The sequence below is a fragment of the Streptomyces sp. NPDC093085 genome, from assembly GCF_040683935.1.
GTDB lineage: Bacteria > Actinomycetota > Actinomycetes > Streptomycetales > Streptomycetaceae > Streptomyces.
The window spans coordinates 54,665-69,020 of sequence record NZ_JBFBFB010000003.1 but is presented as its reverse complement, the minus strand read 5'-3'; the positions used below and the strand labels follow the sequence as shown (position 1 = coordinate 69,020).

Below are 14,356 nucleotides of genomic sequence, written 5' to 3'. Positions count from 1 at the left end.
CTACAGTTCGTGTAGAGGGGCGTCAGCGCGCCGAGGACCCGGTCCCCGACACCGTTTCCAGCGAGGCCCGCGCGGCGGCGGTCACCGCGTCGGCGGTGAAACCGAACTCGCGGAAGAGGACCTTCGCGTCCGCCGAGGCGCCGAAGTGCTCCAGCGACACGATGTGGCCCGCGTCGCCGACGAAACGGTGCCAGGTGAGCGCGATCCCGGCCTCGACCGCCACGCGCGCCTTCACGGACGGCGGCAGGACGCTGTCCTGGTACGCCTGGTCCTGCTCGTCGAACCACTCGACCGACGGCATCGACACGACCCGCGCCGGCACCCCGGCCGCCTGGAGCTGCTCCCGCGCCGCCACGGCGAGCTGCACCTCGGAGCCCGTTCCGATCAGCAGCACCTGCGGCTCGGTGGCGTTGCCCTCGGCGTCCTCGGCGTCGAACAGGACGTAACCGCCCTTGGCCGCGTCCGGGTCGGCGTCGTACGTCGGCACGCCCTGGCGGGTGAGCGCCAGGCCGTGCGGGGCGCCCTTGTCATGGCGCTTGAGGATCTCGGCCCAGACGGTCACCGTCTCGTTGGCGTCGGCCGGGCGGACGATGTTCAGCCCCGGGATGGCGCGCAGCGCGGCCAGGTGCTCGACCGGCTGGTGCGTCGGACCGTCCTCGCCCACACCGATGGAGTCGTGGGTCCACACATAGGTGACGGGGACCTGCATCAGGGCGGCGAGCCGGACGGCGGGGCGCATGTAGTCGGAGAACACCAGGAAGGTGCCGCCGTAGATACGGGTGTTGCCGTGCAGCGCGATGCCGTTCATCGTCGCGCCCATGGCGTGCTCACGGATGCCGTAGTGCACCGTGCGGCCGTACGGCGAGGCGCCCGGCAGCGGGTTGCCCACCGGGAGGAACGACGACGTCTTGTCGATGGTCGTCAGGTTCGAGCCCGCGAGGTCGGCGGAGCCGCCCCACAGCTCGGGGATGACCTCGCCGAGCGACTGGAGGACCTTGCCGGACGCGGCGCGCGTCGCGAGGGCCTTGCCGGTTTCGAAGGAGGGCAGCTTGTCCTGCCACCCCTCGGGGAGTTCGCCCGCCCGCACCCGGTCGAACGTCGCGGCGCGCTCCGGGTTGGCGGTGCGCCAGGCGGCGAAGGTCTTCTCCCACGCCGTACGGGCCTCGCGGCCCCGGTCCAGCGCCTCACGGGTGTGGGCGATGACCTCGTCCGAGACGGCGAAGGACTGCTCGGGGTCGAAGCCGAGGACCTTCTTCGTCGCGGCGACCTCCTCGGCGCCGAGCGCCGAGCCGTGGGCCGCCTCGGTGTTCTGCGCGTTCGGCGCGGGCCAGGCGATGATCGAGCGGGCCGCGATGAACGAGGGGCGCTCCGTCTCGGCCTTGGCGGCCTGGAGCGCCGCGTAGAGCGCCTGCGGGTCGAGGTCGCCGTCGGGGGACTGCTCGACGCGCTGGACGTGCCAGCCGTACGCCTCGAACCGCTTCAGGGTGTCCTCGGAGACCGCGGTCTCCGTGTCGCCCTCGATGGAGATGTGGTTGTCGTCCCACAGCAGCACCAGGTTGCCGAGCTTCTGGTGTCCGGCGAGCGAGGCGGCCTCGGCGGAGATGCCCTCCTGGAGGCAGCCGTCGCCGCAGAGCGCGTAGATCGTGTGGTCGAACGGCGAGGTGCCCGCCGCCGCCTCCGGGTCGTACAGCCCGCGCTCGTAGCGCGCGGCCATCGCCATGCCCACCGCGTTCGCGACACCCTGGCCGAGCGGGCCCGTGGTGGTCTCCACGCCGGTCGTGTGTCCGTACTCCGGGTGGCCGGGGGTCTTGGAACCCCAGGTCCTGAAGGACTCCAGGTCGCTCAGCTCCAGGCCGTACCCGGCCAGGTAGAGCTGGATGTAGAGCGTGAGGGACGAGTGGCCCACCGAGAGGACGAACCGGTCGCGGCCGGTCCACTGTGCGTCGGAGGGGTCGTGCCGCATCAGCTTCTGGAAGAGTACGTAGGCGGCGGGGGCCAGGCTCATGGCCGTACCCGGATGGCCGTTGCCGACCTTCTGTACGGAGTCCATGGCCAGGACGCGGGCGGTGTCCACGGCCCGACGGTCCAATGCGGTCCAGTCAAGGTCTGTCGTGGTCGGCTTGGTGCTCACCCTGAGTCAGGGCTCCTCTCCACATGTTCATGTCCCGGTGTCTGAGGGCGCACCGGTTCTCTGTCGAGCCTACCCGCAGCCTCCGACATCCCTCCGAGCGTGTTTCCAGGGTGCGGCGGGTGCGGTGACTTCGCCTCTCGGCAGGCTGTCGGCATGGTGTACGGGGCGCGTCGGGACGGCGTTCAACACGGTGTTCAACACGACCCCGTACCCCCACCCCCCACGGCAAACGGGATATCGGCAACGTCTAGAGTGGCGTGGTAAGCGCAAGCCTTTACGGGGCCTTCACGCCCGGATGCTTGCTGGGATTTTCTCTGTCAGGGGTGTGCGTGACGGCCGTCGAGTCCCGACCCGCAGGGGTTGCCTTGACTCCGAGCTCGGGGGGCCACCGGCCGTTCGGTGCCCGTGTCAAAGCGTTCGTGATGCTGACCAAGCCGCGGATCATCGAACTGCTGCTGATCACCACCGTGCCGGTGATGTTCCTGGCCCAGCAGGGGGTCCCGGATCTGCTGCTGGTGCTCACTACGTGTATCGGCGGCTATCTCTCCGCCGGTGGCGCGAACGCGCTCAACATGTACATCGACCGCGACATCGACGCCCTGATGGACCGTACGTCGCAGCGTCCGTTGGTGACGGGAATGGTCTCCCCGCGCGAGGGGCTGATCTTCGGCCTCACGTTGACGGTGGTGTCCACCCTCTGGTTCGGGTTCTTCGTCAACTGGCTTTCCTCGGCACTGTCGTTGGGCGCGCTCCTTCTTTATGTCGTCGTCTACACGATGATCCTGAAGCGCCGTACTTCCCAGAACATCGTCTGGGGCGGTATCGCGGGGTGCATGCCGGTACTGATCGGCTGGTCGGCCGTGACGAACTCGATGTCCTGGGCCGCCGTCATCCTCTTCCTGGTGATGTTCTTCTGGACGCCGCCGCACTACTGGCCGCTCTCCATGCGGGTCAAGGCCGACTACGAGCGGGTGGGTGTGCCCATGCTGCCGGTCGTCGCGACCAACCGCGTGGTGGCCCGGCAGATCGTCCTCTACAGCTGGGTCATGGTCGCCGTCTCCCTGCTGCTGACGCCGCTGGGGTACACGGGGTGGTTCTACACGGTGGTGGCCCTGCTGGCCGGCGGCTTCTGGCTCTGGGAGGCGCACGGGCTCCAGGCGCGCGCCAAGGCCGGCGAGGCGGGCCCCAAGCTCAAGGAGATGCGGCTGTTCCACTGGTCCATCACCTATGTGTCGCTGCTCTTCGTGGCCGTCGCGGTCGACCCCTTCCTGCGCTAGACCGCCGCTGGACCGCTGGTGACGGGCGGGTACGTGGCCAAGGCCACGTACCCGCCCGTCACCAGTTGATCTACCCATCTGATCTACCCATCGGTAGCATCCCGTTCATGGCAGAGACCGAGCAGGTGCGGCAGAGCGGTGACGGGGACGGCGTGGGGGACGGCGTACGGAGCCGGAGCGAGGCGCGCGCCGCGCGGACGGCCGCCAGGCTCGCGAAGCGGATCGGCTCCTTCGCCGGGAAACACGGCGGCGCCGAGGGCCAGCTCGCCTACCTCGGGCAGGCGGGCACCCGGATCGTCCTGGTCGGCGAGGACGGCGCCTGGGGCGATCTGGTCGCCCCCACCCACGCGGTCGCCTCCGCCGCCGCCGAGCGGGCCGGGCTCACCCTGCACGACTCCTTCGACGGCGACCTGGCGGCCAAGGTGCGGACCGGCCCGTACGAGTGGCGCCGGATGGCCGGACTCCAGCTCGGCGGCCGGCGCGACGGCTGACGGCCGGCCGGCGCGGACCCGGATCCGCCGGGATCCGCCCGGCGCCGCCCGGATCCGGCCGACCGCGCTCGCCCCGTGCGGCGTGCGCCCCTGAAATGCTCCCTGAGCGCTCCCGGAGAGATCTCCGAGGCGCCACCCGCGTCCGCGTTCACCCGTTAGGACTGTAGGAGAGGACCGCGTCGGTCGGTTCACGGTCATGCGGTCCATGATCCACGGTCCACGACGGGAATCCCGATGATCGAAACAGCGTCCCTCGTCGACCAGTACTGCCACGGTGTGGACACCGCGGAGCTGGGGCTCGGCACCTTCGAGGCCCGGCTCGGCGGGACCGCCGCGCTGCCCGCGCCCGGCACCACCTTCTTCGACTCCCAGGCCGGGGTCGCGGTACGGCGCTGGTGCCCGCCGCTCCTCGGGCTCGAACCGCACTGCTCGCCCGCCCGCTATCTGGCCCGCCGCCGGGAACTCGGCGCGCTGGAGGTCTCCCGGCGGCTCTTACGGGCCACGGGGATCTCCACCTATCTGGTCGATACCGGCGGCGCGGCGGTGACCGGGGGCACGGCCCCGCCCGGCGGCACGGCCCCGTCCGACGCGCTGACCGGGGCCGGGGAGACCGCCGCGCTGGGCGGCGCCCGGGGGCGGGAGATCGTCCGGCTCGAACCACTTGCCCACCGGGCCGCCCTCGCCGCCGACGGCGTCGGCGGCTTTCTCGCCGGGCTCGCCGAGGCCGTCCACTCCGCAGCCGCCTCGGCCGTCGCGCTGAGCGCCGCCGCCACCACCCGGCCGGGCCAGGCCCTCGACCCGGAACCGCCGGGCCCCGGCGAGGTACGCGGCGCGGCCGGCCGCTGGCTCGCCGCCCGGAGCCGCTGGAGACCGGAGGCCACGGGGCCCGGCCTGCTCGGGGAGGACCCGTACGGGGGCGGGCTCGACCCCGTACTCCTCCGTCATCTGCACTGGACCGCCGTCTCCACCGGGGCGCCGCTGCACCTCGCGACGGGCGGCGGCACCGACATCTACGGTTTCGCGGCGGCCACGGCCGGGGCCGGCGCCCCGCTGATCCTGCGCGACACCTACCCGTACCACCGGGACGCGGCCTGTCTGACCGCCGTCTTTCCGCAGGTCCACGCCGATCTGGGGTCGGTCCTCACCCGTACGGGGGCGGGGGCGGCCGGGGTGCTCGCCGAGATGCTGGAGAGCGCGCCGTTCGGGAAGCTGCTCTTCTCCACCGGCGCACGCGCCCTGCCGGAGCTGCATCTCGTCGGGGCCCGGGTCTTCCGGACGGCGGTCGGGCGGGTCCTCGGCGGCTGGGTCGGGGAGGGCGCCTGGTCGGCGGGGGAGGCCCGGCGGGCGGCGGGACTGCTCGCCGGGGGCAACGCGCGCCGCGTCCACGGCCTCGGGGAGGGCTGAACCGTACGGGAGACCGGGCCGTACGTACAGCCCGGTCGGCTGATTCGGTCGTACGGAGCCGCCGCGCCCCGCCGACCCGTCGGCCCCCCGCTCAGACGCGTGCGGCTGCCGCGTCCGCCTGGGCCGGGATCTCCGGCGAGGACGGACCGGGCCGCTCGCGCATGCTCACCGCGAGCCGCAGCACCGCGATCCACATCAGCGAGGAGCCCAGCATGTGGGCGCCCACCAGGATCTCCGGGGTGTCCGTGAAGAACTGCACATAGCCGATGGCGCCCTGCGCGAGCAGGACCAGCAGCAGGTCACGGGCGCGCGCCCGGGTGTCGGCAGGGGCGTCCACCACCCGCAGCACCAGCCACATCGCCACCGCGAGCGCGCAGACGAGCCAGGCGAAGACGGCGTGCACATGGGCCGCGGTGACATAGTCGAACGGCATCCGGGGCACCTCGCTGCTGTCGCCCGCGTGGCGCCCGGACCCGGTCACCGCCGTCCCCGCGGCGATCAGCACCACCGCGGCGCCGACCAGCGCCCAGCAGAGCCGCCGCACCGGGCGCGGGACACGGACCCGGGGCGGGCCATCGCCCTCGTGGGTACGGAGCCAGGTGAGCGTGGCGACCGTCAGCAGCGCGTTGGCGGCGAGGAAGTGGCCCGCCACCGTCCACGGGTTCAGCGCGGTGAGGACGGTGATGCCGCCGATGACACCGTTGGACATGACCAGCCAGAACTGCGACCAGGCGAGCCGGGAGAGGCCGGTCCTGCGGGGCTTGACGGAGCGGGCCGCGATGATCGCCCAGCCGACGGCCGCGCTCAGCACGTACGTCAGCATCCGGTTGCCGAACTCGATCGCCCCGTGCAGCCCCTGCTCCGGCGTGGCGATGAGGCTGTCGTCCGTGCACTTCGGCCAGGTGTCGCAGCCCAGCCCGGAGCCGGTCAGCCGGACCGCGCCGCCGGTCACGATGATCAGCACGCTCATCACGACGGCGCTGAGCGCGGCGCGGCGGAGGATACGGGGGGAGGGTGTCCAGCGCTGGGCGATATACGCGAGAGGGTTCAACACGGCCACCATCGTAGGACCGAGCTTGTGCAGGAATTCACGAGGGGTGGCCGCAAGGGCACCGGGACGCGTACGCCCAGGTCACAGCCGCTCCCGAAGCCCCCGCGCTCACTCCCAGCGGAAGAACCGGCCCGCCGCGCCGAGCCCGAGCACCGCCCAGACCGCCAGCACGGCGACGCCGCCCCACTCCACCCCGGCGCCGTGCTGGAGGATGTCGCGCAGCCCGCCGGAGAGCGCCGAGATCGGCAGCAGCTCCAGCACCGCGCGCGCCGCCTCGGGGAACTTGTCGAGCGGGACGACCACCCCGCCGCCGACCAGCAGCAGCAGAAAGACCAGGTTGGCGGCGGCCAGCGTGGCCTCCGCCTTCAGGGTTCCCGCCATCAGCAGCCCGAGCCCGGAGAACGCCGCGGTGCCGAGCACCAGCAGCAGGAGGACGGCGAGCGGGTTCCCCCGCGGCGACCAGCCGAGACCGAGCGCGATCACCGTCAGCAGGACGACCTGGAGCACCTCCGTGACCAGCACGGAGAGCGTCTTCGCGGTCATCAGCGCCCAGCGCGGCAGCGGCGAGACCGCGAGCCGCTTGAGCACCCCGTACCGCCGCTCGAACCCGGTCGCGATGGCCTGCCCGGTGAACGCCGTGGACATCACCGCCAGCGCCAGCACACCCGGCGCGAGGAAGTCGACGGCCTTGCCGTCGCCCGTGTCCACCACGTCGACCGTGGAGAAGAGGACCAGCAGCAGCGACGGGATGATCACCGTCAGCAGGAGCTGCTCGCCGTTGCGGAGCAGCAGCTTCGTCTCGAACGCGGTCTGCGCCGCGATCATGCGGAGCAGCGGCGCAGCGCCGGGCGCGGGGGCGTACGTACCCGGGCCCGGGCCCGGACCCGCAGCCGGCCCCGTACCCGTGTCGCTCGTCGCGCTGGTGCTCATGAACGCAGCTCCTTGCCGGTCAGTTCGAGGAAGACGTCCTCCAGCGTGTGCCGCTCGACGGCGATCCCGTCCGCCATGACGCCGTGCTGCGCACACCAGGACGCCACCGTGGCCAGCAGTTGCGGGTCGACCGAGCCGGTGATCCGGTACGCGCCGGGGGAGAGCTCGGTGGCCCCGGTGCCGTCCGGCAGCGCCTTCAGCAGCGAGCCGAGGTCGAGCCCGGGGCGTCCGGTGAAGCGCAGGGTGTTCTCGGCGCCGCCCCGGCAGAGCTCGTCGGGGCTGCCCTGGACCACGACCCGGCCCGCGTCGATGATCACGACATCGTCGGCCAGCTCCTCGGCCTCGTCCATGAAGTGCGTGGTCAGCACCGTCCCGACGCCGTCGGCACGCAGCTCGCGGACGAGCTCCCAGGTGGCGCGGCGGGCCTGCGGGTCGAGTCCCGCGGTCGGCTCGTCCAGGAAGACCAGCTCGGGGCGGCCGACGACCGCGAGGGCCAGCGCGAGGCGCTGCTGCTGGCCGCCGGAGAGCCGCCGGTAGGTGGTACGGCCGCAGGAGCCGAGGCCGAGCCGTTCGATCAGGGCGTCCACATCGAGCGGGTGGGCGTGCAGGCGCGCCATGTGGCGGAGCATCTCCTCGGCGCGCGCGCCGGAGTACACGCCCCCGGACTGGAGCATCACGCCGATGCGCGGGCGGAGCCGGGCGGCGTCCTTGACGGGGTCGAGGCCGAGGACCCGTACCGTACCGGCGTCCGGTGTCCGGTACCCCTCGCAGGTCTCGACGGTGGTGGTCTTGCCGGCGCCGTTGGGGCCGAGGACCGCGGTGACCGTGCCGGCGCCGACCACCAGGTCGAGGCCGTCCACCGCCGTGGTGGTGCCGTACCGTTTGACCAGCCCGTGGACCTCCACGAGGGGCGTTCCTGAGGGCGGTCCCGCGGCCGGGCCGTGGTCGGGCAGCGGACCACCCGGGAAGACGCTGCGCATGCCGGGAAGTCTAGGCAGCGCGCCGGGGCGGCCGTCCCGCGGGGCCGGGCACGCTTCCCGGAGGGCCGTCCGCGAACCTTCTTAGGTGACCCTAAGTGACGAAGGGCACCGCAGGCCGCTCACCACCTTGGTTGTCAGGGCAGAAGGAATTACGCAACAATGGCGTTGTGAAATACGAGGGCGAGGCTCCGCAGGAGGAACTCGCGACCGGTGAGCACTCCACGCGCAACCGGGTCGCGCGCTCCATCCTGGACCACGGCCCGTCCACCGTCTCCGAACTCGCCGGGCGCCTCGGACTCACCCAGGCGGCCGTCCGCAGGCACCTCGACGCACTGGTCGCCGATGCCATGGTCGAGCCGCGTGACCAGCGGGTCTACGGATCGCGCGGCCGGGGCAGGCCCGCCAAGGCGTTCGCCCTGACCGACTGCGGCCGGGACGCCTTCGACCAGTCGTACGACCAGCTCGCGGCCGACGCGCTGCGGTGGATCGCCGCCACGGCCGGCGGCGGGGAGCTGGGCGAGGCGGCCGTCGCCGCGTTCGCCCGCGCCCGGATCGCCGCCCAGGCCGCCGGCTACCGCGCGGCGGTCGAGGCCGCCGGCCCCGGCCGGCGCACGGAGGCGCTCGCCAAGGCGCTGAGCGCCGACGGGTACGCTGCTACCGCCCGTGGCGCCCCCCACCAGCAGGGCGAGCAGCTCTGCCAGCACCACTGCCCGGTGGCCCATGTCGCCGAGAAGTTCCCGCAGCTCTGCGAGGCGGAGACGGAGTTCTTCTCCCAGCTTCTCGGGACCCATGTGCAGCGGCTCGCGACGATCGCCCACGGCGACGGCGTCTGCACGACCTTCATTCCGGGCGGCGCCCCGCAGGCCGACGCCGTACAGGCCACCACCGCACCGAACGCCACCCCACAGACCACCCATCACGCATCCGAAAGCACGGCCGGGAGGAACCCCGCATGACGCTCCCCACAGAGACTGCCCATCCTGAACTCGAAGGTCTGGGTACGTACGAATTCGGCTGGGCCGACTCCGACGCCGCCGGTGCCGCCGCCAAGCGCGGCCTCTCCGAGGAGGTCGTGCGCGACATCTCGGCGAAGAAGAACGAGCCGGAGTGGATGCTGAAGCTGCGGCTCAAGGGGCTGCGGCTGTTCGACAAGAAGCCCATGCCGAACTGGGGCTCCGACCTGTCGGGCATCGACTTCGACAACATCAAGTACTTCGTGCGCTCCACCGAGAAGCAGGCCGCTTCCTGGGAGGAACTGCCGGAGGACATCAAGAACACGTACGACAAGCTCGGCATCCCGGAGGCGGAGAAGCAGCGCCTCGTCGCCGGTGTCGCCGCCCAGTACGAGTCGGAGGTCGTCTACCACCAGATCCGCGAGGACCTGGAGGAGCAGGGCGTCATCTTCCTCGACACCGACACCGCGCTCAAGGAGCACCCGGAGCTCTTCCAGGAGTACTTCGGCACGGTCATCCCGGTCGGCGACAACAAGTTCGCCTCGCTCAACTCGGCGGTGTGGTCCGGCGGCTCGTTCATCTACGTGCCGAAGGGCGTGCACGTCGACATCCCGCTCCAGGCCTACTTCCGCATCAACACGGAGAACATGGGCCAGTTCGAGCGGACGCTGATCATCGTGGACGAGGACGCCTACGTCCACTACGTCGAGGGCTGTACCGCCCCGATCTACTCCTCGGACTCGCTGCACAGCGCCGTCGTCGAGATCATCGTCAAGAAGGGCGGCCGCTGCCGCTACACGACGATCCAGAACTGGTCGAACAACGTCTACAACCTGGTCACCAAGCGCGCCGTGGCGTACGAGGGCGCGACCATGGAATGGGTCGACGGCAACATCGGCTCCAAGGTCACCATGAAGTACCCGGCCGTCTACCTGATGGGCGAGCACGCCAAGGGCGAGACGCTCTCCATCGCCTTCGCGGGCGAGGGCCAGCACCAGGACGCGGGCGCCAAGATGGTCCACATGGCCCCCAACACCTCGTCCAACATCGTCTCCAAGTCGGTGGCCCGGGGCGGCGGCCGTACCTCGTACCGCGGTCTGATCGAGATCGGCGAGGGCGCCGCGGGCTCCAAGTCCAATGTGCTCTGCGACGCGCTGCTGACCGACACCATCTCGCGCTCCGACACCTACCCGTACGTCGACGTCCGCGAGGACGACGTGTCGATGGGCCACGAGGCGACCGTCTCCAAGGTCTCCGAGGACCAGCTCTTCTACCTGATGAGCCGGGGCCTCACCGAGTTCGAGGCGATGGCGATGATCGTGCGCGGCTTCGTCGAGCCGATCGCGAAGGAGCTGCCCATGGAGTACGCGCTGGAGCTGAACCGGCTGATCGAGCTCCAGATGGAGGGCTCCGTCGGCTGACCCCGGCCCCTCAGAACCGGGCCCGTCCCTACGCGCTCCCCTGCCCGAGCAGGGCCGCGCGGCCGGGCGGACCCGGGACCACGCGGCTCGTACGACCGGAGCGGCGACCGTTTTTCCTTACGCAGAGGCAGAGAGAGAGCACGACGACAGCCATGGCTGAGGCTCAGAACATTCCGGCGGGCTCCACGACCGCCGGTTCGATCGCGGTGGCCGCCGAGTCGACCGTCGCCACGCGCATGAGCGCGCCCCCGTCCTACGACGTGGCGGACTTCCCCGTTCCGCACGGCCGCGAGGAGGAGTGGCGGTTCACGCCGCTGGAGCGGCTGCGCGGGCTCCACGACGGCACGGCCGTCGCCGCTGACGGCGGTGTCACGGTCGAGGTGACCGCCCCCGAGGGCGTCACGGTCGAGACCGTCGGCCGGGACGACGCGCGGATCGGCGCGGCCGGCGTCCCGGTGGACCGGGTCGCGGCCCAGGCGTACGCCTCGTTCGAGAAGGCGTCCGTCGTCTCCGTGCCCAAGGAGACCGTCCTCACCGAGCCGGTCCGGATCTCCGTCCACGGCACCGGCGGCACCGCCTACGCCCACCAGGTCGTCGAGGTGGGCGCCTTCGCGGAGGCCGTCGTCGTCATCGACCACACCGGTGACGCGGTGCTCGCCGCCAACACCGACTTCCTGATCGGCGACGGCGCCAAGCTGACCGTCGTCTCCGTCCAGGACTGGGACGACCGGGCCGTCCACGTCGCCCAGCAGAACGCGCTGGTCGGCCGGGACGCCTCCTTCAAGTCGGTCGTGGTCACCTTCGGCGGCGACCTCGTACGGCTCCACCCGCGCGTCCAGTACGGGGGCCCCGGCGGCGAGGCCGAGCTGTTCGGCCTCTACTTCACCGACCAGGGCCAGCACCAGGAGCACCGCCTCCTGGTCGACCACAACGCCCCGCACTGCAAGTCCAACGTCGCCTACAAGGGCGCGCTCCAGGGCACCGACGCGCACGCCGTCTGGATCGGCGACGTCGTCATCCGGGTCCAGGCCGAGGGCACCGACACCTACGAGCTCAACCGCAACCTGGTCCTCACGGACGGCGCGCGCGTCGACTCCGTACCGAACCTGGAGATCGAGACCGGCGAGATCGCCGGCGCCGGTCACGCCTCCGCCACCGGCCGCTTCGACGACGAGCAGCTCTTCTACCTGATGGCCCGCGGCATCCCGGAGACCGAGGCCCGCCGCCTCGTCGTCCGCGGCTTCTTCGCCGAGCTGGTCCAGCAGATCGGGCTGCCCGACGTCGAGGAGCGGCTGCTGGCCACCATCGAGACGGAGCTGGAGGCGTCCGTCTGATGAACTTCGTCCGCGTCTGCGCCCTCGGTGAGCTGGAGGAGGACACCCCCAAGCGGGTGGAACTCGACGGCACCCCGGTCGCTCTCGTGCGCACCGAGGGCGAGGTGTTCGCCATCAACGACATCTGCTCGCACGCCAACGTCTCGCTCTCCGAGGGCGAGGTGGACGACTGCGCGATCGAGTGCTGGCTGCACGGATCCCGCTTCGACCTCCGTACCGGCAAGCCGTCCGGCCTTCCCGCGACGCGCCCCGTCCCCGTATACCCCGTACAGATCCAAGGGGACGATGTGCTCGTCTCCGTCACCCAGGAGTCCTGAGTCACCCATGGCAACGCTTGAAATCCACGACCTGCACGTCTCCGTCGAGGCGGAGAACGGCTCCCGCGAGATCCTCAAGGGCGTCGACCTGACCGTCAAGCAGGGCGAGACGCACGCCATCATGGGCCCCAACGGCTCCGGCAAGTCGACCCTCGCCTACTCCCTCGCCGGCCACCCCAAGTACACGATCACCGGGGGCACCGCCACGCTGGACGGCGAGGACCTGCTGGAGATGACGGCCGACGAGCGCGCCCGCGCCGGTCTCTTCCTCGCGATGCAGTACCCCGTCGAGGTCCCCGGCGTCTCGGTCTCCAACTTCCTGCGCACCTCCGCCACCGCCGTGCGCGGCGAGGCGCCCAAGCTCCGTACCTGGGTGAAGGAGGTCCGGGAGACCATGGAGCGCCTCCAGATGGACCCCGCCTTCGCCGAGCGCAACGTGAACGAGGGCTTCTCCGGCGGTGAGAAGAAGCGCCACGAGATCCTCCAGCTCGAACTGCTCAAGCCCAAGATCGCCGTCCTGGACGAGACCGACTCCGGCCTCGACGTGGACGCGCTGCGGGTCGTCTCCGAGGGCGTCAACCGCGTCCGGGAGACCGGCGAGGTCGGCACGCTGCTGATCACGCACTACACGCGGATTCTCCGCTACATCAAGCCCGACTTCGTGCATGTCTTCGCGCAGGGCCGGATCGCCGAGTCCGGCGGCGCCGAGCTCGCCGACAAGCTGGAGAACGAGGGCTACGAGGCGTACGTGAAGGGTGGCCCCGTGAGCGGAGTGAACTCAGAGGAGGATGTGGCGTGACACAGTTGCCGGGCCTTCTCGACACCGAGGCGATCCGTAAAGACTTCCCGATCCTCGACCGGGTCGTCCATGACGACAAGAAGCTCGTCTACCTGGACTCCGCCGCGAGTTCCCAGAAACCGCGGCAGGTCCTCGACGCGCTGAGCCAGTACTACGAGCGGCACAACGCGAATGTCCACCGCGGCGTGTACGTCGTCGCCGAGGAGGCCACGGCGCTGTACGAAGGCGCCCGCGACAAGATCGCCGCCTTCATCAACGCACCCAGCCGCGACGAGGTGATCTTCACCAAGAACGCCTCCGAGTCGCTGAACCTCGTGGCCAACATGCTCGGCTGGGCCGACGAGCCCTACCGGGTCGACCACGAGACCGAGATCGTCATCACGGAGATGGAGCACCACTCCAACATCGTGCCGTGGCAGCTCCTCGCCCAGCGCACCGGTGCCAAGCTGAAGTGGTTCGGCATCACCGACGACGGCCGCCTCGACCTCTCCAACATCGACCAGCTCATCACGGAGAAGACGAAGATCGTCTCCTTCGTGCTGGTCTCCAACATCCTGGGCACCCAGAACCCGGTCGAGGCGATCGTCCGCCGCGCCCAGGAGGTCGGCGCGCTGGTCTGCATCGACGCCTCGCAGGCCGCCCCGCACCAGGTGCTGGACGTCCAGGCGCTCCAGGCCGACTTCGTGGCCTTCACCGGCCACAAGATGGTCGGCCCGACCGGGATCGGCGTGCTCTGGGGCCGCCAGGAGCTGCTGGAGGACCTGCCCCCGTTCCTCGGCGGCGGCGAGATGATCGAGACCGTCTCGATGCACTCGTCGACCTACGCCCCCGCGCCGCACAAGTTCGAGGCCGGTACGCCCCCGATCGCGCAGGCCGTGGGGCTCGGCGCGGCCGTGGACTACCTCTCCGCGATCGGCATGGAGAAGATCGCCGCGCATGAGCACGCGATCACGGAGTACGCGGTCGGACGGCTGCTGGACGTGCCCGGTCTGCGGATCATCGGCCCGACGACGGCCGAGGACCGGGGCGCCACGATCTCCTTCACCCTCGGTGACATCCACCCCCACGACGTGGGCCAGGTCCTGGACGAGCAGGGCATCGCCGTCCGGGTCGGGCACCACTGCGCGCGGCCGGTCTGCCTGCGGTACGGAATTCCCGCGACGACGCGAGCGTCTTTCTATCTGTACTCCACCCCGGCCGAGGTCGACGCCCTGGTCGCGGGCTTGGAGCACGTCCGTAACTTCTTCGGATGAGGACGAGAGAGGCTG

The 14,356-nt window shown here is 71.1% G+C and carries 13 protein-coding genes; 9 read left to right on the top strand and 4 right to left on the bottom strand.

Annotated features, from left to right (window positions below; genetic code table 11):
* Positions 1-22: 22 nt before the first annotated feature.
* Positions 23-2,131 (bottom strand): transketolase, encoded by a 2,109-nt coding sequence (gene tkt, locus AB0O07_RS11110; RefSeq protein WP_365630587.1) that lies wholly within the window; start codon positions 2,129-2,131, stop codon positions 23-25.
* Positions 2,132-2,454: 323 nt separating this feature from the next.
* Between tkt and AB0O07_RS11105 the strand changes: the two genes are divergently transcribed.
* The 3 genes from AB0O07_RS11105 (at position 2,455) to AB0O07_RS11095 (ending at position 5,303) form a co-directional block, all read left to right on the top strand.
* Positions 2,455-3,408, top strand: coding sequence for a heme o synthase (locus tag AB0O07_RS11105; RefSeq protein WP_365630584.1), 954 nt, complete (start codon positions 2,455-2,457; stop codon positions 3,406-3,408).
* 107 nt (positions 3,409-3,515) lie between these two features.
* Entirely contained in the window at positions 3,516-3,899 is a 384-nt protein-coding gene (locus tag AB0O07_RS11100) for a hypothetical protein (protein ID WP_365630581.1), read from the top strand.
* A gap of 234 nt (positions 3,900-4,133) precedes the next feature.
* On the top strand, positions 4,134-5,303 hold the full coding sequence (locus tag AB0O07_RS11095; RefSeq protein WP_365630578.1) for an amidohydrolase: 1,170 nt from the start codon (positions 4,134-4,136) through the stop codon (positions 5,301-5,303).
* Positions 5,304-5,394: 91 nt separating this feature from the next.
* Here AB0O07_RS11095 and AB0O07_RS11090 read toward each other — a convergent pair whose 3' ends face one another.
* From AB0O07_RS11090 to AB0O07_RS11080, 3 genes are all read right to left on the bottom strand, one after another.
* Positions 5,395-6,366, bottom strand: a complete 972-nt coding sequence (locus tag AB0O07_RS11090) for a COX15/CtaA family protein (protein WP_365630575.1) — start codon at positions 6,364-6,366, stop codon at positions 5,395-5,397.
* A gap of 96 nt (positions 6,367-6,462) precedes the next feature.
* A complete protein-coding gene (locus tag AB0O07_RS11085) occupies positions 6,463-7,179 on the bottom strand; it encodes an ABC transporter permease (RefSeq protein ID WP_365631520.1) in 717 nt (238 codons plus the stop codon).
* A 101-nt stretch (positions 7,180-7,280) separates the two neighbouring features.
* Positions 7,281-8,264 (bottom strand): ABC transporter ATP-binding protein, encoded by a 984-nt coding sequence (locus tag AB0O07_RS11080; protein ID WP_365630572.1) that lies wholly within the window; start codon positions 8,262-8,264, stop codon positions 7,281-7,283.
* 167 nt (positions 8,265-8,431) lie between these two features.
* On the opposite strand from AB0O07_RS11080, the gene AB0O07_RS11075 reads away from it, so the two are divergent.
* The 6 genes from AB0O07_RS11075 (at position 8,432) to AB0O07_RS11050 (ending at position 14,341) form a co-directional block, all read left to right on the top strand.
* A complete protein-coding gene (locus tag AB0O07_RS11075) occupies positions 8,432-9,220 on the top strand; it encodes an ArsR family transcriptional regulator (RefSeq protein ID WP_365630569.1) in 789 nt (262 codons plus the stop codon).
* A complete protein-coding gene (sufB, locus tag AB0O07_RS11070; protein ID WP_365630566.1) occupies positions 9,217-10,638 on the top strand; it encodes a Fe-S cluster assembly protein SufB in 1,422 nt (473 codons plus the stop codon). The genes AB0O07_RS11075 and sufB overlap by 4 nt, the downstream gene beginning before the upstream one ends.
* A 152-nt stretch (positions 10,639-10,790) precedes the next feature.
* Entirely contained in the window at positions 10,791-11,972 is a 1,182-nt protein-coding gene (gene sufD / locus AB0O07_RS11065) for a Fe-S cluster assembly protein SufD (RefSeq protein ID WP_365630563.1), read from the top strand.
* Positions 11,972-12,289, top strand: coding sequence for a non-heme iron oxygenase ferredoxin subunit (locus AB0O07_RS11060; protein WP_365630560.1), 318 nt, complete (start codon positions 11,972-11,974; stop codon positions 12,287-12,289). Before sufD ends, AB0O07_RS11060 begins: the two co-directional genes overlap by 1 nt.
* Positions 12,290-12,296: 7 nt before the next feature.
* A complete protein-coding gene (sufC, locus tag AB0O07_RS11055; RefSeq protein WP_365630557.1) occupies positions 12,297-13,088 on the top strand; it encodes a Fe-S cluster assembly ATPase SufC in 792 nt (263 codons plus the stop codon).
* The gene (locus AB0O07_RS11050) at positions 13,085-14,341 is read left to right on the top strand and encodes a cysteine desulfurase (protein ID WP_365630554.1); all 1,257 of its coding nucleotides are present in this window, start codon (positions 13,085-13,087) and stop codon (positions 14,339-14,341) included. The genes sufC and AB0O07_RS11050 overlap by 4 nt, the downstream gene beginning before the upstream one ends.
* The last annotated feature ends 15 nt before the right edge of the window (positions 14,342-14,356 follow it).